16 protein-coding genes are annotated in these 18,336 nt (G+C 62.7%); 6 read left to right on the top strand and 10 right to left on the bottom strand.

Going from position 1 to position 18,336, the window contains the following annotated elements; all coding sequences use genetic code 11:
- Nucleotides 1–4: 4 nt before the first annotated feature.
- The 6 genes from G9X67_RS23865 to ubiE all read right to left on the bottom strand — a co-directional run bounded on the left by G9X67_RS23865 (nt 5) and on the right by ubiE (nt 8,008).
- Complete coding sequence (locus G9X67_RS23865; RefSeq protein WP_138332270.1) at nt 5–1,102, bottom strand: DUF917 domain-containing protein; 1,098 nt, start codon at nt 1,100–1,102, stop codon at nt 5–7.
- Nucleotides 1,083–2,363 carry a Zn-dependent hydrolase gene (locus tag G9X67_RS23860; protein WP_138332271.1) on the bottom strand — a complete coding sequence of 427 codons (1,281 nt, stop codon included), beginning with the start codon at nt 2,361–2,363 and terminating at the stop codon, nt 1,083–1,085. The genes G9X67_RS23865 and G9X67_RS23860 overlap by 20 nt, the downstream gene beginning before the upstream one ends.
- A complete protein-coding gene (locus tag G9X67_RS23855) occupies nt 2,360–3,739 on the bottom strand; it encodes an amidohydrolase family protein (RefSeq protein WP_138332272.1) in 1,380 nt (459 codons plus the stop codon). The genes G9X67_RS23860 and G9X67_RS23855 overlap by 4 nt, the downstream gene beginning before the upstream one ends.
- Before the next feature lie 23 nt (nt 3,740–3,762).
- Nucleotides 3,763–5,349, bottom strand: coding sequence for an aromatic amino acid lyase (locus G9X67_RS23850; RefSeq protein WP_138332273.1), 1,587 nt, complete (start codon nt 5,347–5,349; stop codon nt 3,763–3,765).
- An 89-nt stretch (nt 5,350–5,438) separates the two neighbouring features.
- Complete coding sequence (gene ubiB / locus G9X67_RS23845) at nt 5,439–7,013, bottom strand: 2-polyprenylphenol 6-hydroxylase (RefSeq protein ID WP_138332274.1); 1,575 nt, start codon at nt 7,011–7,013, stop codon at nt 5,439–5,441.
- A gap of 218 nt (nt 7,014–7,231) precedes the next feature.
- A complete protein-coding gene (gene ubiE / locus G9X67_RS23840; RefSeq protein WP_138332276.1) occupies nt 7,232–8,008 on the bottom strand; it encodes a bifunctional demethylmenaquinone methyltransferase/2-methoxy-6-polyprenyl-1,4-benzoquinol methylase UbiE in 777 nt (258 codons plus the stop codon).
- A gap of 149 nt (nt 8,009–8,157) precedes the next feature.
- On the opposite strand from ubiE, the gene mutM reads away from it, so the two are divergent.
- The 5 genes from mutM (at nt 8,158) to G9X67_RS23815 (ending at nt 13,976) form a co-directional block, all read left to right on the top strand.
- On the top strand, nt 8,158–9,063 hold the full coding sequence (gene mutM, locus G9X67_RS23835; protein ID WP_138332277.1) for a bifunctional DNA-formamidopyrimidine glycosylase/DNA-(apurinic or apyrimidinic site) lyase: 906 nt from the start codon (nt 8,158–8,160) through the stop codon (nt 9,061–9,063).
- A gap of 39 nt (nt 9,064–9,102) precedes the next feature.
- Nucleotides 9,103–9,876, top strand: coding sequence for an enoyl-CoA hydratase (locus G9X67_RS23830; protein WP_171599836.1), 774 nt, complete (start codon nt 9,103–9,105; stop codon nt 9,874–9,876).
- A 192-nt stretch (nt 9,877–10,068) separates the two neighbouring features.
- Nucleotides 10,069–10,347, top strand: coding sequence for a 30S ribosomal protein S20 (rpsT, locus tag G9X67_RS23825; RefSeq protein WP_003544819.1), 279 nt, complete (start codon nt 10,069–10,071; stop codon nt 10,345–10,347).
- Nucleotides 10,348–11,205: 858 nt separating this feature from the next.
- Complete coding sequence (gene dnaA, locus G9X67_RS23820; RefSeq protein ID WP_138332279.1) at nt 11,206–12,756, top strand: chromosomal replication initiator protein DnaA; 1,551 nt, start codon at nt 11,206–11,208, stop codon at nt 12,754–12,756.
- Nucleotides 12,757–12,893: 137 nt separating this feature from the next.
- The gene (locus tag G9X67_RS23815; RefSeq protein ID WP_138332280.1) at nt 12,894–13,976 is read left to right on the top strand and encodes a saccharopine dehydrogenase C-terminal domain-containing protein; all 1,083 of its coding nucleotides are present in this window, start codon (nt 12,894–12,896) and stop codon (nt 13,974–13,976) included.
- A gap of 62 nt (nt 13,977–14,038) precedes the next feature.
- Here G9X67_RS23815 and hemW read toward each other — a convergent pair whose 3' ends face one another.
- From hemW to rph, 4 genes are read right to left on the bottom strand one after another with little or no spacing between them, the layout of a single operon-like run.
- A complete protein-coding gene (gene hemW, locus G9X67_RS23810; RefSeq protein WP_171599835.1) occupies nt 14,039–15,241 on the bottom strand; it encodes a radical SAM family heme chaperone HemW in 1,203 nt (400 codons plus the stop codon).
- Between the two features lie 9 nt (nt 15,242–15,250).
- The gene (gene rdgB / locus G9X67_RS23805) at nt 15,251–15,895 is read right to left on the bottom strand and encodes an RdgB/HAM1 family non-canonical purine NTP pyrophosphatase (RefSeq protein WP_129417677.1); all 645 of its coding nucleotides are present in this window, start codon (nt 15,893–15,895) and stop codon (nt 15,251–15,253) included.
- Nucleotides 15,896–16,321 carry a VOC family protein gene (locus G9X67_RS23800; protein ID WP_138332282.1) on the bottom strand — a complete coding sequence of 142 codons (426 nt, stop codon included), beginning with the start codon at nt 16,319–16,321 and terminating at the stop codon, nt 15,896–15,898.
- Nucleotides 16,318–17,037, bottom strand: coding sequence for a ribonuclease PH (gene rph / locus G9X67_RS23795; RefSeq protein ID WP_011650181.1), 720 nt, complete (start codon nt 17,035–17,037; stop codon nt 16,318–16,320). Before rph ends, G9X67_RS23800 begins: the two co-directional genes overlap by 4 nt.
- A 128-nt stretch (nt 17,038–17,165) precedes the next feature.
- Here rph and hrcA point away from each other — a divergent pair, with 128 nt between their 5' ends.
- Nucleotides 17,166–18,254 (top strand): heat-inducible transcriptional repressor HrcA, encoded by a 1,089-nt coding sequence (hrcA, locus tag G9X67_RS23790; protein WP_003544833.1) that lies wholly within the window; start codon nt 17,166–17,168, stop codon nt 18,252–18,254.
- Nucleotides 18,255–18,336 lie beyond the last annotated feature (82 nt).

Here is an 18,336-nt window from a genome sequence, read left to right as displayed (position 1 = left end):
GGGCTCAGGCCTTCGTCGCCAGTGCATAACGTGCGATCTCGATCCCCATCGCCTTTTCGACGACGGGATAGACGGTCGGATCGAGCACGCTTGCCGACAGCGGAATGATCTCCATCGGCACATGCAGGATGAAGACATGCATGCCCTCCTGTAGCTGGCCGACGCTAAGCGGCTCGCCCTCCGGTGAAAGCGTGGTGATGACGGCGGGGAAAGTCGCTAGCCGCCCGCCACCCGCGTCGTCCACCGCCATATATTCGTTCATCACATGCAGCGTCACCGATGTTCCGCCCGAGCCGACGATGATCGTGCCGATGTCGAAGGCTTCCTTGGTGTAGACGACGTCCTTGCGGGTGATGACGCCTTCGGCAAGGATATGGCCACCCGTCGTCTTGCAGATCGCGTCGATGACGGCAGATCCGCCGCGCTTCTCCGCCGCGATGATCGCTTCGCCGAGCGCAAGCGCCATCGAGATGCCGCCGAGCGCCGCATGGGTGCGGACATAGGAGGCTCGGAGCGGATTGCGGCAGCTGGCGATGAAGCCGCCGGATTGGTCGGCCGCAGCCCGCAGCACCGGCGAGATCTTCGCCGTCGCACCCTTCACCACCAGTTCGATATAACGGTTTTCGGCCCGATTGCCGCCGACAGCGGTCTGGATCATCGGCTCGGGCGATCCGGCCATGCCGATCGAGCCCATGTCGCCCGTCGGATGTGCGCGGATATCGCCGACGGCGTCGACCACCTTGGTGCCGAGGATCGCCGATGGCAGCCAGCCGTTCAGCGTCGAGGACTTGCCGTTCTGGCCGATGATCAGCCCGGACAGCCTTTCGCCCAGCGTCTCCTGCAGCAATTGCACCGCCTTCACATAGTCGATGCCCTGCATTTCCCAGGGGGTGGTGGAGGCCGGTGCGCCGATCGCGGCCGCGGTTGCGATCCACTCCTCGTCCTTCAGCTCGTCGATCGAGACCAGCTCCGGCTTGCCGACATTGACAGCGGCAAGCCCAAGCATCCGCCCGTGATCGGCCCAGCCGCCGCCGCCGGCGGCATAGACGGAGCCGCCTTTGACGGCGGCTTCCACGTCCTTCTCAACGAGTATGCGTCCCATCGGTCCTCTCCTGATTCAAGCTCGCATCCATCTCGCGCACCGCCTCGAACAGCACGGCGGCGCCAAGCGCGATATCGTCATTCTCCGCCCACTCGTCGGCCGAATGGCTGCGGCCTTCGCGGCAGGGCACGAAGATCATCGCTGCCGGCGCCACCTTGGCGATCCAGGCCGTATCGTGTCCTGCGCCGGAGGCCATGCGCCGATGTTTTGCGCCGACCCGTTCGCAGGCGGTCTCCAAGGTCGACAGCAGCCCGGCATCGCCAGGCGTCGGCTGATTGTCGGAAACCCGGTTCGGCGTCTTGATCGTCACGCTGTAGGCGCCCGCCAGCTTTTCGACATGGCCGTCGAGCCAGCGACAGAATGCCTCCATGTCGGCGCGGATTTCGGCACGGCCATCGATCAGCAGCACCACCTTCGACGGCACGACATTGGCGGCATTCGGCTCGATCCTGAATTCTCCGACCGTCGCCGCGAAATGCCCCGGCGATTTGGCAAGCTCGGCAGCGGCATTGCGGATGTCGAGCACCAACTGCGACGCCGCCACCAGCGCATCCGCCCGCCGGTCCATCGGCGTCGTGCCAGCATGGTCGGCCCGCCCTTCGACGGTGATCTCGATCCGGGTGATGCCCGAGATCGCGGTGACGATGCCGATATCCTGCTTTTCGGCTTCGAGCACCGGGCCTTGTTCGATATGAAGCTCCAGAAAGCCTGCTATATCGGGCCTGTTCTGCTGCATCAGTACATCGGGTCTGCCGCCGACCTGGGCGATGCCTTCGGCCAGGTCGCGCCCGTCGCTGACGCGCGAAAGCCAGGCCTCCGGCAGTTGGCCGGTCATGCCGCGGCTGCCGATGCAGGACACGCCGAAGATGCTGACCTCTTCGGCAAGAAAATCGACGATTTCGAGATCGTGATCGAGTTCGATATTCTGGTCAACAAGCGCGCGCGCCACCTCCAGTGCCGAGATGACCCCGGCAATGCCGTCGAAGCGGCCGCCGTCCGGCACCGTATCGGAATGCGAACCGACCATGATTGTGCCGAGCCATGGTTTTCGGCCCGTCCGCCGGCCGATCAGATTGCCGCCGGCATCGACCCGCGTTTCCAGTCCCGCCGCCTTCATCCGCGCGTCGATATAGGCCCGGCCTTCGAGAAAGAGTGGCGAGAAGGCCCGCCGCGTCCAGGGATGCCCCGGCTCGGTGATCCCGGCCAGTGCCTCGATATCTTCAGCGATCCGGCCGGCATTGACGGGTAGATTGCGACTCATGCTTCAGCTCCCGCAATGACCTGGCGCGGCAGCGGCCGCACGAACCGGCCGGTGCCGGGCTTGGCCAGCACCTTCGCGCCCTCGGCGATCTTTTCGCCGCGCAGATAGGTGGCGGAAACGGTCCAGGGCAGGCGGATGCCGTTATAGGGGCTCCAGCCGACAACGTTGTTGCCGCTGGCTGCGGCATCATAGACACTGTCGCGCGGCTCGAGCACGACGATATCGGCATCCTTGCCCGGGGTCAGCGCGCCCTTGATATGGTCGAGCCGGAAATGCTTCGCCGGGTTCTCCGCCATCAGCCTGGCGGCCCATGTCAAAGGAATGCCGCGTTCTGTAGCACCTTTGACGAAAAGCGGCACCATCACTTCGAGGCCGGGAACGCCGGAGGCATTGGCGAGCATGTCGGGATTGGTCTTGCGGTTTTCCGACCAGCTGACGTGATCGGTCGAGACCAGCCAGACATCACCCTCGGCCACCTTCCGCCAGAGCCTCTCCACCTCGGCGCGCGGCCGCACCGGCGGATTGATCTTCGCCTTGCCGCCGAGGCGCTTCACGTCGTTTTCCTCGTCGAGCGTCAGGTAGTGGATGCAGCATTCGACCGTCGCCGCAAAGCCATCGCGGCGATAGGAACGGGCGATATCGTAGCCGCGCCCGAGCGAGCAGTGCACCACATGCGCCGGGCAGCCGGTATTGGCGCCGGTCTCGAAGATCGTATGCATCGCCAGCAGCTCGGTGATCGGCGGCCGCGACAGGCCGTGCGCCCGCCAATCGGTGATGCCGCTCGCCTTCACCTGTTCCATATAGGTGCGCACCGCCTCATCGTCTTCATTGTGCACGCCCGCCGTCAGCCCCGTCGGCGCGATTGCCGCAAAGCAGGCGTCGAGCAGGGCCGGCGGAATGCGCGGAAAGCGCTTGGGATCGGTGCCGAAGGTCGAAAACTTGAAGGCTGCGACGCCTGCCTCCACCATTTCACGGATGCGCGCCGGGCCTTCTTCCGGATCGATGGTGCCATAAAGCGCAAAGTCGACCCGCGCCTGCGGACCGGCATGATCGATCTTCCGCTTCACCGCCGCTGCCGAGCAGACGAGATTGCCTTCGTCATAGGGCATGTCGACGATGACAGTCACCCCGCCGGCCGCTGCCGATCGTGTCGACCAGAGGAAATCCTCCTGGTCTTTCTGGGAAAGCGAATGCACCTGCGCGTCGATCGCACCGGGCAGGATCAGCGCTTTTCCGAGCAGATGCCGTTCGCGGCCCGCCGGCGGTACTCCGAGGCCGACCTCGGCGATTTTGCCGTCGCGCACGGCGACATAGCCCTCTTCGACAATGCGGTCCGGCAGCACCACTGTGCCCTGCAGAACGAGATCGAAGTCCATGCTGCTTCCTCCGTAACTGGAAATCAGACTGCTGCCGGCTCGTGATGGGTTAGCCGTTCCTCGATGCGCTCCAGCGAGCCGAGGGCGAAGAAATCGTCGAAGGAGGCGATCGGAACCTGCTCGGTCAGCTTCGTAACGAATTCGTCCGAACCAAGTTCCTCCTCGATCGCCTCCACTTCCGCCGAAAGCGGCCGGTCGACCGTATAGAAATCCGCATGTTTGCGCACGACCGCGTAGAGCATGGCGGCGACACCCTTCGGTTCATCGCCGAGAATGTCGATCGCTTGGGCAGACAGCAGCGCCTCGAGGGCTGCAAGGCGCTTCAGCGCCCGCATCTGCCGGTCGAAGCGTTCGATGACGAGCGGCAGGAAGGCCGCCTCATCCTCCAGCCCGGCTGCGACGACCAGCGACTGGGCCGACACAGGATTGGACATCGACAGCACGCGCGAGAAGATCTCGCCGGCAAGTTTGATGATCGGCCCGAAACCGGTGGCAATCCGCCCCGGCGGCACGAGATTGACCGGCAGGTCGCGCCGCTGGCCATTGCCGAGAATGACGCAGCGGTTGAAGGCGTTGCGCGCCGCATGCGCCATGCAGAGTGCTGCCGATTCGAGCAGGATCGTCACATCGAGCGGCAGCGAGCCGCCCGACGTCATCACCCGGCCTTCGACCACGACAGGATTGTCGTCCGAGCGCCCGGTGGCGGCAAGAATCTTGTGGCCGGTCGATAAGAGGTTTTCGATCACCGCGCCGAACACCTGCGCGATCATGCGCAGGCTGAGCGGGTCCTGCACATGCGTTGCCACAGGCCAGTTCCATTCGTCGGAGGCATTGCAGAGCCAGGCGCCGATCAGCGCTTCGCGCGCCGTACCGACATGCCGAACGGCTTTCCAGGGATCGCGGGAGGCGCCAAGCGCGCCGGCTGCCATCATCGCCGTCGCCAGCAGGACGCGGATCGAGGCCGCGGCGTTGCGCGTCGTTTCCGCTGCCGAGGCAAAGCTCACCGCATTGATGCTGAGCGAAGCGAGGCTGTCGCGCGGCGCCATCCGCATCGGTTCCAGCCCGGCCGCCTGGAAAGCCTCGGCCGCCTGCATCCTGTTGCCGCGATAGATTGCTTCGCCGACGCCGGTCAGCACCGCGCCGATCTGTCCCATCAAGCCGATATCCGCACAGCCGATCGAGCCGGTACGACGCACGACCGGGATGAGATCGGCCTCGAGCATCCTGATATAGGCCTGGATCAGCTCCGGCGTGCAACCGACCTGGCCGGTCAGCGCCGTGTTGATGCGGATCGCCATGGCATTGCGGACGATATTGCAGGAAAAGGGGGTGCCGGTGCCGAAATGATGGGCGCGCACCAGGCCGAGATTGAAGGTGTCGAGTTCGTCGGCCGACCACTCCACATCCTTCATGGCGCCGACGCCTGTCGTCGAGCCGTAGACCGGCATGCCGGAGGCAATCGCATCCTCGACGACCTCGCGGGCGATCGCGATGCGGGCCATGCCTGTCGCCGAAGCCGAGATCGCAGCCTTGCCCGCCCCAATCGTCACCATCTCGGCAAAGCCGAGCGGTTGTCCGGAAAGTTCGATGCCAAGGCGTTCGTGCTTCATGTGCCTATCTCCTTAAAAGTGAGATTAAGCGAGCCCTCCGTCACATGGGATATCCCAAATGCCGAACACCGCATGTTTTTGGCACGCGGTCAGCTCAGCATCCAGGCAATATAGAGAAGCGTCAATGCGATGACCCACAGCGCAATCTTGGCCGAACGGTTGTGCCGCGCTTCCGCCTTGCCGATCGCCTCCGCCGTCTCAGCATCGAAACGTAAGCCGTGCTCGCTCATATGCAGCAGCTGATGGTGGAATTTTTCGGTCTTTGCCGCGATTTCCGGCACGGCTTCGGCGAGCTTGACCGCCGCCTTCAGCCCGTCCTTGAGATCGGTGGCGATCCGTTTCGGTCCGAGATTGGTGCGGATCCAGTCGCCGACGACAGGCTCGGAGGCCTTCCACATGTTGAAGCGCGGATTGAGCATGCGCGATACGCCTTCGACCACGACCATGGTCTTCTGCAGCATCACCAGCTCCGGCCGCGTCTCCATGTCGAAGAGCTCGGTCACCTCGAACAGCAGCGTCAGCAGCTTGCCCATCGAGATCGTCTCGGCCGGCTGGCCATGGATCGGCTCACCGATTGCCCGGATCGCCTGGGCGAAGCTTTCGACATTGTGGTGGCCGGGCACATAGCCGGCTTCGAAATGCACCTCTGCAACGCGGATATAGTCGCGGGTGATGAAGCCATAGAGGATTTCGGCGAGGAACCGCCGCTCCTTCTTGCCCAGCCGCCCGACAATGCCCATGTCGACGGCGACGATCATGCCGCCCGCATCGACGAAGAGATTGCCCGGATGCATGTCGGCATGGAAGAAGCCGTCGCGCAGCGTGTGGCGCAGGAACGACTGGATCAGCGTATCGGCAAGCAGGTTGAGGTCGTGGCCCGCCGCGCGCAGGCCCTCGACATCGGACATCCTCGTGCCGTCGATCCACTCCATGGTGATGACGTCGCGCCCGGTCCGTTCCCAGTCGACCTTCGGCACGCGGAAGCCGGGATCCTTTTCGGTATTTTCGGCGATCTCGGAAAGAGCGGCCGCCTCCAGGCGGAGATCCATCTCCACCTTCGTCGTCTGCTCCAGTGTCTTCGTCACCTCGACCGGCCGCAGCCGCCGGCTGGACGGCAGGAAACGCTCCTGCATATGGGCAACGAGATACATCGCCTCGATGTCATGGGCAAAGCGCTGGCGCACGCCGGGCCGCACGATCTTGACGGCAACCTTCTTCCGGCCCTCGGCACTATCGACCTCGGCCGGATGCACCTGCGCGATCGAGGCGGCAGCGATCGGATCGCCGAAGCTTGCATAGAGCTCGCTGATCGGACGTCCGAGCGAGCCTTCGATATTGGCCTTGGCGGCGGCCGAGGGAAAGAAGGCCATCCGGTCCTGAAGCTGCGACAGGTCGTTGGCGAATTCGACGCCGACGACATCCGGCCGCGTCGCCAGGAACTGCCCGATCTTCACATAGGAGGGACCGAGCCGCTCGACCGCCTGTGCCAACCGGTCGCTGCGCTTCTGATGCCGCGCCTTGCTTCGCTCGAAAATCGTGACGAAGGATTTGGCGAGCGCCACCGGAGGCGGCAGCCCTTCGGAAGGAAGGGCGGACACGACACCCTCACGCACGAGCACCCAGCCGACGCGCCAAAGGCGGAAATATGCGCCGAAAGTACTCATGCAGGCTGGCCTGCTTGCAAATACGCGGCCAATCTCTCCACCCTCATTCCCTTCCTCGGGCTTTGCCCGAGGGATGTCACAGGAATCCAGCCACCGCGCGTCTGCGCGGTGATTGACTCAATAAGGTGTGAAGTGTCTTTCGCGCCCAAGGACTTGGACGCGCTGGATTCCTGTGACGAGCACAGGAATGAGGGAAAGCGCGTGGCCTGCGTCATGCGTCAGAGCTTCCAGCCGGAATGGAGTGCGGCGATGCCGCCGGTATAATTGGTGAAGGTGACGCGCGAAAAGCCGGCCTGGCGGATCATTGCCGCGAAATTCTCCTGGTTCGGGAACTTGCGGATCGATTCCACCAGATACTGGTAGGGTTCGGCATCGCCGGTGATCGCCTTGCCGAACTGCGGAATGGCGTTGAACGACCAGGCGTCGTAGATCTTGTCGAGAAGCGGCATATCGACTTCGGAAAATTCCAGCACCAGCAACCGTCCGCCGCGCTTCAGGACGCGATAGGCCTCAGACAGCGCCGCATCGATCCTCGGCACGTTGCGAATGCCGAAGGCGATCGTATAGGCGTCGAAGCTGCCTGCCTCGAAAGGCAGTTCCTCGGCATTCGCCTCGACGAAGGTAAGATTGCCGGAAAGCTTCTTCTTTTCCGCCCGCTCGGCGCCGACGCCGAGCATCGAACCGTTGATGTCGAGCACCGTGGCATGCGCCTGTCTGCCCGAGGCCTCGACGATGCGGAAGGCGATATCACCAGTGCCGCCGGCAACGTCGAGTATCTTGTAGCCAGGCTCCTTGCGCGGGTTCAGCGCCGAGATCATCGCATCCTTCCAGGCGCGGTGCATGCCCATCGACATGACGTCGTTCATGATGTCGTAGCGCTTGGCGACCTTATGGAACACCTGGTTGACCAGGCCCTGCTTCTGGCCATCAGGCACTTCGCGGAAGCCGTAGGAGGTCTCCATACCGCCGTCGGCGGAAGTGCGGCTTTCTGACATCAGACTGCTCCGTTCCTGAAGATTCGGGCGCGGCGGCCATAGCGAAAGACCGCGCGCGACGTTATCTATGGGCCGCATTCTCCGCGGCACAATGGCGCTATAGCGCACATCGTCGCCGGTTGAAACACGTTAGAGATAGATGGGTTAAGATGCCGGAATTGCCAGAAGTCGAAACGGTGAAACGCGGCCTGACGCCGGCGATGGAGGGCACCCGCGTCACCAGGCTGGAGCTGCGCCGCGGCGACCTGCGCTTCCCCTTTCCCGACGCTTTCGCGGACAGGGTTTCCGGCCGCACCATCGTCGGCCTTGGCCGCCGCGCCAAATATCTGCTGGTCGATCTCGACGACGGCAACACGCTGATTTCGCATCTCGGCATGTCCGGTTCTTTTCGCATTGAGGAGGGCCATATCGACGAGGGGGCTGCCTCCGGCGTGCCGGGCGAATTCCACCATGCCCGCTCGAAGGACGAGAAGCACGATCACGTCGTCTTCCATCTGCAAGCGGCCAGCGGCCCCCGCCGCGTCGTCTACAACGATCCGCGCCGTTTCGGCTTCATGGATATGGTGGGACGCGCCGATCTCGCCGCCCATCCCTTCTTCCGCGATCTCGGCCCAGAGCCGACGGGGAACGAGCTCAGCGCCGCCTATCTGGCCGAACGCTTTCGGGACAAGGCGCAGCCGCTGAAGAGCGCGCTGCTTGACCAGAAGAACATTGCCGGTCTCGGCAATATATATGTCTGCGAAGCATTGTGGCGCGCGCATCTTTCGCCGATTCGCGCCGCCGGCACGCTGGTGACGGCGACTGGCCGGCCGAAGACGCAGCTCGACCTGCTCGTCGCTTCGATCCGCGACGTCATCGCCGACGCGATCGCCGCCGGCGGATCATCGCTGCGCGATCATATCCAGACCGACGGATCGCTCGGCTATTTCCAGCATTCCTTCTCCGTCTATGATCGCGAAAGTCAGGCTTGCCGCACGCCCGGCTGCGGCGGTACGGTCGCCCGCATCGTCCAGGCGGGTCGCTCTACCTTCTATTGCGCCACCTGCCAGAAATGAGCCTGCCAGAAGTTAAGAGTGAGAAACCGGGAGAACAGCATGGCCTATGAAACCCTGATCGTCGAAACCCGAGGCAATGTCGGCCTCGTCACGCTGAACCGCCCGCAGGTACTGAACGCGTTGAACTCCGCTGTCCTGAAGGAACTGAAAGAGGCCTATGCCGCCTTCCACGCCGACGAGACGGTCGGAGCGATCGTGCTGACCGGTTCCGAGCGCGCCTTTGCTGCCGGCGCCGATATCAAGGAGATGCAGCCGCTTGAGTTCGCCGATATCTATAAGAGTGATTTCATCAGCGGCTGGGATGAGGTCGCCAAGGCGCGCAAGCCGGTGATCGCTGCCGTCAGCGGTTTTGCGCTCGGCGGCGGCTGTGAGCTCGCCATGATGTGCGATTTCATCATCGCCTCGGAGACGGCGAAGTTCGGCCAGCCGGAAATCACCCTCGGCGTCATTCCCGGCATGGGCGGCTCGCAGCGGCTGACGCGCGCCGTCGGCAAGGCGAAGGCAATGGATCTCATCCTGACCGGCCGCATGATGGATGCGGCGGAAGCTGAACGATCGGGACTCGTTTCGCGTGTGGTGGCGCCCGATCGCCTGCTCGAAGAGGCTTTTGCCGCAGCCGAAAAGATCGCTGCGCTGTCGCGCCCCTCGGTGATGATGGCCAAGGAGGCGGTCAACCGTGCATTCGAGACGACGCTGGAGGAGGGCTTGCGTTTCGAGCGCCGCCTGTTTCACAGTCTCTTTGCCACGGACGACCAGAAAGAAGGCATGGCCGCCTTCGTCGAGAAGCGCAAACCTGCTTTTACGCACCGTTGAATGCTTTTCGGTGCTTGCCGGTGGTAAAGCTTGAAAATCCGCGTTGACGTGGGCCGGCTTTAGAGTTATATGCCCGCCCACGGTTCGGAAAGCCGGTTTGGTTTTCCGCGATTGCTCCCGCATTGCTGGATTTTGTGGCCGCAAGGCCCGCGGTAATGGCGGAGTTTGTTCGAATTCTTGAGAGAGGCATCCATGGCCAATACAACTTCGGCGAAAAAAGCGACCCGCAAGATCGCCCGCCGTACCGACGTCAATAAGGCTCGTCGCTCGCGCGTTCGTACTTTCGTTCGCCAGGTCGAAGAGGCCATCGCATCCGGTGACGCCGCCAAGGCGAAGGAAGCTTTCCTGGCGGCTCAGCCCGAGCTTGCCCGCGCCGCCAGCAAGGGCGTGCTGCATTCCAACACGGCATCGCGCAAGGTCTCGCGTCTGGCTGCTCGTGTGAAGGCTCTTTCGGTCACCACGACCGCGTAATCTTCCGTTAAGGACTTCTTCTTTATGATTAGCCCGGTAATTTTACCGGGCTTTTTCGATTCCGCCGATCAGCCCCTGCATGGTTAATCTCACGACTGTTTCGTGTCAGCGCCATGACAGGAAAAGGCGTTTAAAAACAATGACTTGCGCAAGGATGCTTTTGCACTGCGCGACTCTGCCCCAAGCTTCCGGGACCACAGGCGAGTCAAGAGGATTTTATTTTTTTTCTTTCAATGCGTGTCAAAATAGCCCGAACGGGGGAATCTCTTTGATTCAACTGCGATTCTTTTTTGACGCTGGTGTGACGCCCGAAAACGGCAGGCGGAGTCAATGGCCGCTTGTTAATTTTGCGTAAAATTCATCGTTGATATTGCCGTTTGATCCTGCCTAAATGGCTTTCAACAAAGGGCGCGGACATCACCTGCAGAGGCTCAGTTTTGACTGCCACGTCGGCAGGGCGATGAGTTTGTGCCTTTTGTTACGGAGCCCTGCGCTTCCGTTTTTTCAAGCACTCGACGGATTTGAGCCGTAACGTGGCTGTTACGGAGCGGGGATGTTTTGTGCCTTCAGTGGCCGCACGTTTAAGGCGAGGCCGCCGGAGAAGGTAAAGTAATATTGCGTTCGGGCTGGTCGGCCGAAAACGAGGTTCGACCGCCAGCCTGACATGGAAAGCCGATGAAGGTTGCCGCATGAATGCGGCCCCTGCAACGGAGTTCTGCGTCGGTCCCATTGAGGGGCCAGTGTTTTGAGTGAACCGGCAGGCGAGCGGCTCATGAGGATCCGTCAGCCCGCCAAAGCGGGGAATGATCGGGCGGCCGTTTTAGCGGATGCCGCCCGGTGGAATTGAAAGGCGGCATTATGCAGATGAATACGATGACGACGGGCGGGCTCGACAATGGGGATGCGGCACCGCAGACGTTCGGCTCCATTCGCCTCGAAGTGGGCGAAGCAAAGGCGGAAATGAAGCAGAACGTATTGTTTGAGCGCGTCAGCGCGCGCTTGAAGGCCCAGGTCGGCCCTGACGTCTATGCCAGCTGGTTTGCCAGGCTGAAGCTGCATTCGGTCTCGAAGAGCGTGGTTCGCCTTTCGGTTCCCACGACCTTCCTGAAGTCATGGATCAACAATCGTTATCTCGATCTCATCACCGGTCTGTTCCAGGCCGAGGATCCGGAAATTCTGAAAATCGAAGTCCTGGTACGCACGGCAACGCGCCACGGCACGAAGGCGCTCGATGAGGCGGTCGCGCCGGAACCAGCCGCCCCCACGCAGATGCGCCGCCCGACAAGCGCGCAGCCGGCCGGTCAGGCCGTCCAGCAGGCGGTTTCGGCTGTTGCCGCCGCAAGGCCAGCAAGCTTTGGCTCGCCGCTCTTCGGTTCGCCGCTCGATAGCCGCTTCACCTTCGACACCTTCGTGGAAGGCAGCTCGAACCGGGTCGCACTTGCGGCTGCAAAGACCATCGCAGAAGCTGGTCAAGGCGCCGTGCGCTTCAACCCGCTCTTCATCCATTCGACCGTCGGCCTCGGCAAGACCCATTTGCTGCAGGCGGTCGCCAATGCCGCGGTGCAGAACCCGCGGGCTCTGCGTGTCGTCTATCTGACGGCCGAATATTTCATGTGGCGCTTTGCCACCGCGATCCGCGACAATGATGCGCTGACGCTGAAGGATTCGCTGCGCAACATCGATCTCCTGATCATCGACGACATGCAGTTCCTGCAGGGCAAGATGATCCAGCATGAATTCTGCCATCTCCTGAACATGCTGCTCGACAGCGCCAAGCAGGTCGTCGTTGCTGCCGACCGTGCGCCCTGGGAGCTGGAGTCGCTCGACCCCCGCGTTCGCTCGCGCCTGCAGGGCGGTGTCGCGATCGAATTCGACGCGCCGGATTACGAGATGCGTCTCGAAATCCTCAAGCGTCGCCTTGCTGTCGCCCGGCTCGAAGATCCGTCGCTCGAAATTCCGGCCGAACTGCTCCAGCATGTCGCCCGCAACGTCACGGCCAGCGGCCGCGAACTCGAAGGCGCCTTCAACCAGTTGGTCTTCCGCCGCTCCTTCGAGCCGAACCTGTCGATCGAACGCGTCGACGAACTGCTCGCCCATCTGGTCGGCTCCGGCGAGCCGCGCCGTGTGCGCATCGAGGATATCCAGCGCATCGTCGCAAGGCACTACAATGTCTCGCGCCAGGAACTGGTGTCGAACCGCCGCACCCGCGTCATCGTCAAGCCGCGCCAGATCGCCATGTATCTGTCGAAGACGCTGACGCCGCGCTCCTTCCCGGAGATCGGCCGCCGGTTCGGCGGGCGCGATCACACGACCGTGCTGCATGCGGTGCGCAAGATTGAGGAGCTGATTTCGGGAGACACCAAGCTTTCGCACGAAGTCGAGCTTCTGAAGCGCCTGATCAACGAATAATCGACTAGTTTTTCCGAAAAATCGACGGCCGGAAGCGATTCCGGCCGTTTTCCTTTATAAGTTTTTTATTCTATACCTCCCGCGCATCCAGTGCATGTCAAAGACTGAAGCGCCAAAACGGCGCGTGGGAGGAATGAATGAGTTTCGAAAAGATCGCCGTTCTCGGCCTGGGCAAGGTCGGACGGCTGGCGGCGACGCTGTTGCATGAAGGCGGCTTCGATGTCATCGGCGTCGACGCGCAATTGCCGCTGAGCGACGTCCCCTTCAAGTGCCGCACCGGCGATATCTCCGACCCCCAGGTGATCGGCGAACTGCTCGCGAATGTCGAGGCGGTGCTCTCCTGCCTGCCCTATCATTTGAACATCGAGCTGGCGCGTGCCGCCCATCTTGCCGGTATCCATTATTTCGATCTGACCGAAGACGTTCCGACCACCAATTTCATCATCGAGCTGTCGAAGACCGCCCGCGGGCTGATGGCGCCGCAATGCGGCTTGGCGCCGGGTTTCGTCGGCATCGTCGGCGCAAGCCTGGCCGACGGCTTCGATCGCTGCCGGTCGATCCGCATGCGCGTCGGCGCCCTGCCGCAGCATCCGACCGGGCTGCTCGGCTACGCCTTCAACTGGTCGCCCGAGGGCGTCGTCAACGAATATCTGAACGACTGCGAGGTCATCGAGGGCGGTGTGCGCAAGCTCGTCTCGCCGATGGAATGGCACGAGACCGTCTATGTCGGCGGCGTCAAGCTCGAAGCCTTCACGACGTCGGGCGGCCTTGGCACCATGTGCGATACGATGCTCGGCAAGATCGACAATCTCGACTACAAGACCATGCGTTATCCCGGCCATATGGAGCTGATGAACTTCTTCTTCCACGAGCTGTTGATGCGCGACAAGCGCAAGCTCGCCGGCGAGATCCTGACCAATGCCAAGCCGCCGGTTGAAGACGATGTCGTCTATGTCCATGTCGCCGCCGAGGGCACCGAGAATGGCAGCCTGCGCCGCAAGGAGTTCGTGCGCGCCTATTACCCGATCGAGATTGCCGGGGCGCGCCGCACGGCGATCGCCTGGACGACGTCAGCCTCCGTCGTCGCCGTCATCGAGATGGTCCGCGACGGTCTGCTGCCGGCGACCGGCTTCCTGCACCAGGAGCATATTCCGCTGGAGATGTTTTTGAAGACACCGACCGGCAGCCTCTTCAAGGCCGGTGCCACCAGCCACGGCTGAGAAATGCCCTCAGGTGCGGCGGCAATATCGATGCCGCCGTGCCGCAAATCCAGCCCGACGCGTCAGCAGGCGAGATCGGCGACGACGGAATCGAGGATCAGCATGCCTGATGGCGTGCAGCGCAGGCGTGAATTGCCGATCCGCTCGATGAATTTGTGTTCGAGCAGGAATTCCTCGCGTTTCGGGTCGAGGTCGCGGCCCGAAAGCTGCTGCCAGCGGGCAAGATCGACGCCTTCCCTCAGCCGCAGCCCCATCAGCAGCAGCTCGTCGGACTGCTCCTCGAAGCCGAGCCGCTCCTCGTCGAGAATGCCGTGCCCATCACGCTCGACCATGTCGAGCCAGGTTTCCGGCTTGCGCTCGGTCGCCGTCGCGAGCTTCTCCGGGCCACGCGTCAGCCGGCCATGGGCGCCCGGGCCGATGCCGGCATAGTCGCCATAGCGCCAGTAGGTCAGGTTATGCCGGCTTTCGGCCCCCGGCCGGGCATGATTGGAAACCTCATAGGCCGGCATTCCCTCACGCGCGGTGATCTCCTGCGTCGCCTCGTAGAGCAATGCCGATTGCTCGCCATCCGGCACGATCAGCTTGCCGGCCTTGTGCAGGCCGTAGAAGGGCGTGCCTTCCTCGATGGTCAGCTGATAGAGCGAAAGATGATCGACCGCGTAGGAGATCGCCTCCTTCAGTTCCGTTTCCCATTCCTCGACCGTCTGATTGGGTCGGCCATAGATCAGGTCGAAGGACATGCGCGGGAAGATGTCGCGCGCCAGCCTTATCGCCTTCAGCGCGTCGGCGACATCATGCAGCCGGCCGAGGAATTTCAGATCCCGGTCGTTCAGCGCCTGCACGCCGAGCGAGACGCGATTGACGCCGGCCGCCCGATAGCCGCGGAACCGTTCGGCCTCGACGCTCGAAGGATTGGCCTCCATGGTGATCTCGATGCCATCTGGCACATGCCAGTGCCGCGCAATGCCGTCGAGAATGGCCGAGACCGTTTCCGGCTTCATCAGCGAGGGCGTGCCGCCGCCGAGAAAGACGCTCGTCACCGTCTTCGGCCCGCTGATCGCCCGGACCGCCGCCATCTCCGTCAGGAAGGCTGATGTAAAGCGCTCCTGATCCACGGGCTGATGGCGCACATGGCTGTTGAAGTCGCAATAGGGACACTTCGCCGCGCAGAAGGGCCAATGCACATAGACGCCGAAGCCCGGCTCGCCGGTATCAGGCAGCAGAGCCGCGTCGCGCGAGGTGCTTGGCGTGTCGAAATTGTCCACGGACCGACTCTATGCCTCCAGGCAGGTTTCGACAAAGAGTTTGAAGGCGCGGGCACGGTGCGACAGCGCTTGCGGCTTGCCGACGTTCCAGCCGTGTTTTTCCTCGCCGCTCATTTCGCCGAAGGTGATGTCGTAGCCCTCGGGCTGGAAGACCGGATCGTAGCCGAAGCCCTGCGTGCCGCGCGGCGGCCAGACGACGCTGCCTTCCACCTCGCCGCGAAACAGCTCCGTATGCCCATCCGGCCAGGCAAGGCAGAGCACGCTGATGAAACGCGCCGTGCGCTGTTCCGGCTTTGTCGCGCCCGCGTCCTGCAGCGCCTTTTCCACCTTGGCCATCGCCATGTCGAAATCGCGCGTGCCGTCTGCCCTCTCCGCCCAATTGGCGGTGTAGACACCGGGATCGCCGCCGAGTGCATCGACCACCAGCCCGGAATCGTCCGACAGCGCCGGCATGCCGGCGGCATTGGCCGAGGCGACCGCCTTGATCGTCGCATTCTCCTCGAAGCTCGTGCCCGTCTCATCCGGTTCGACGAAATTCAGCTCGGCGGCCGATTTGGCGGTGAAGCCGAGCGGCCCGATCAATTCCTGGATCTCGCGGATCTTGCCGGCATTGTGGCTGGCGACGACGATGGTCTTCGTTTCAAGCTTGCGCATTCAGATATCCTGTTCGATGCCCCAGATTTTAGCCTCCGCGCATTCCAGGCTGTTGCCATCAGGATCGCGGAAATAGATCGAACGGCCGCCGTTCGGCCAGTGCACTTCGGATTCGATCGCAACGCCCGCCGCGGTCAGCCGCTCGGCCATGGCATCGATATTGCGGCCGGACACCCGGAAACAGGCATGGCCCTGGCCGCTCGTGCCGTGCGGCGGCACCTGCAGTGCTTCAGACGCTGGCGGCTTTACCGTTTCCTCGGGATTGAAGATCAGGAGAACGCCCGGACCGCAGCGGAAGAAGACATGCCGGTTGGCGGCGCGGGCGATCTTTTCAAGCCCGAGAACGTCTTCGTAGAACGTCTCGGCCTTATCGAGATCCCGCGCATAGAGCGCTGTTTCCAACATGCCTTCCAGCATGGGGTTCATCCTTCGACGGCTTGCTTCTGCAGCGCCACGAGTTCGCCGATGCCGTTCCTGGCAAGCTGCATCAGCGAGGTGAATTCGCCCTCGCTGAACGGCGTGCCTTCGGCCGTGCCCTGGATCTCGACGATCCCGCCGGTGCCCGTCATGACGAAATTCGCATCGGTCTCGGCCGAGGAATCCTCGAGGTAATCGAGATCGATCACCGGCTGGCTGGCGAAGATACCGCAGGAGATGGCGGCGACGTGATCCTTGAGGACCCGGTCGACCTTGATCATGTTGCGGCTTTCCATCCATTTCAGGCAGTCGTAAAGCGCGATCCAGCCACCGGTGATCGAGGCGGTCCGCGTGCCGCCATCGGCCTGGATGACGTCGCAATCGAGCGTGATCTGCCGCTCGCCGAGCGCCTGCAGGTCGACGACGGCGCGCAGCGACCGACCGATCAGCCGCTGGATTTCCTGGGTGCGGCCGCCCTGCTTGCCGGCGGCGGCTTCGCGCTTCATGCGTTCGCCGGTCGCCCGCGGCAGCATGCCGTATTCGGCCGTGACCCAGCCCTTGCCGGTATTGCGCAGCCATGGCGGCGTCTTTTCTTCGAGGCTCGCCGTGCAGAGCACATGCGTGTCGCCGAACTTCACCAGGCAGGAGCCTTCCGCATGCTTGGAAAAATTGCGCTCGAACGAGACCTTGCGCATCTGGTCGATTTTTCTGCCTGAAGGCCGCATTCTTATCTCCTGGGGTTTATTTGACCGCTTCTACGATTGGCGGCGCTCATTTGCAAATTCCCTTTTGCCACGGGTGTGAGTTTGACTTACTTTTCGGGAAGTATCATCAGCACGGGTTCGAAAGCTTCATGGGCATCAGGTCGACGTCGGTTTCGGATGCCGTAGCTGCGCTGGACGAGCGCTCCAGGGAAATTTTTCGTCGCATCGTCGAAGGTTATCTGGAAAGCGGCGAGCCGCTCGGTTCACGCAACCTGTCCCGTATCCTGCCGATGTCGCTGTCGCCGGCCTCGGTGCGCAATGTCATGAGCGATCTCGAAGAGCTCGGCCTGATCTATTCGCCGCATGTCAGCGCCGGCCGGTTGCCGACCCAGATCGGCCTGCGCTTCTTCGTCGACGCCTTCATGCAGGTCGGCGATCTCTCGGCCGAGGAGCGCGCCAACATCGACCGCCAGGTGCGGGTCGAAAGTGGCGGCAATCCCGTCGAATCGATGATGAACGAGGCAAGCCGCATGTTATCCGGCATTTCGCGCGGCGCCGGCCTCGTCATCACCTCGAAAAGCGATCCGGTGCTGAAACATGTCGAGTTCATCCGGCTCGAACCGACAAAGGCGCTGGCCGTGCTCGTCGGCGACCATGATCAGGTGGAAAATCGCATCATCGAGCTGCCGGCGGGCGTCACCTCCTCGCAGCTGACGGAAGCTGCGAATTTTCTCAATGCCCATATGTCCGGCCAGACCCTGCCGGAGCTTCGCAAACAGTTAAGCCGGTTGAAGGACGACGTCCGTCACGAGCTCGATGCCCTGTCACGCGATCTGGTCGAGCGCGGCATTGCTGTCTGGGCCGGCAGCCCGGACGAGGGAAAGCCCACGCAGCTGATCATCCGCGGCCGCGCCAACCTGCTCGAAGGCCTCGCCGGCGCCGAGGATCTCGACCGGCTGCGCCTGCTGTTCGACGATCTCGAGAAGAAGGACAGCCTGATCGAGATCCTCAATCTCGCCGAAAGCGGTTCGGGCGTGCGCATCTTCATCGGTTCGGAAAACAAGCTCTTCTCGCTGTCCGGCTCGTCGCTCATCGTCGCGCCCTATCGTGACGACGACGATCGCATCGTCGGTGCCGTCGGCGTCATCGGCCCGACGCGGCTCAATTATTCGCGCATCGTGCCGATGGTGGACTACACAGCCCAGCTCGTCTCCCGCCTTTCGCGCAATCAGCTTTGACGCGCAGCTATCAGTCACGCGGAATTTTCGCTTCTTTGTCACGCAGACTTGATTTTTTTCGGTCAAACCTCGATATCGGGCG

The organism is Rhizobium sp. WYCCWR 11152 (genome assembly GCF_013087615.1).
Classification (GTDB): domain Bacteria; phylum Pseudomonadota; class Alphaproteobacteria; order Rhizobiales; family Rhizobiaceae; genus Rhizobium; species Rhizobium indicum.
This window is presented reverse-complemented; position numbering and strand designations above follow the sequence as displayed.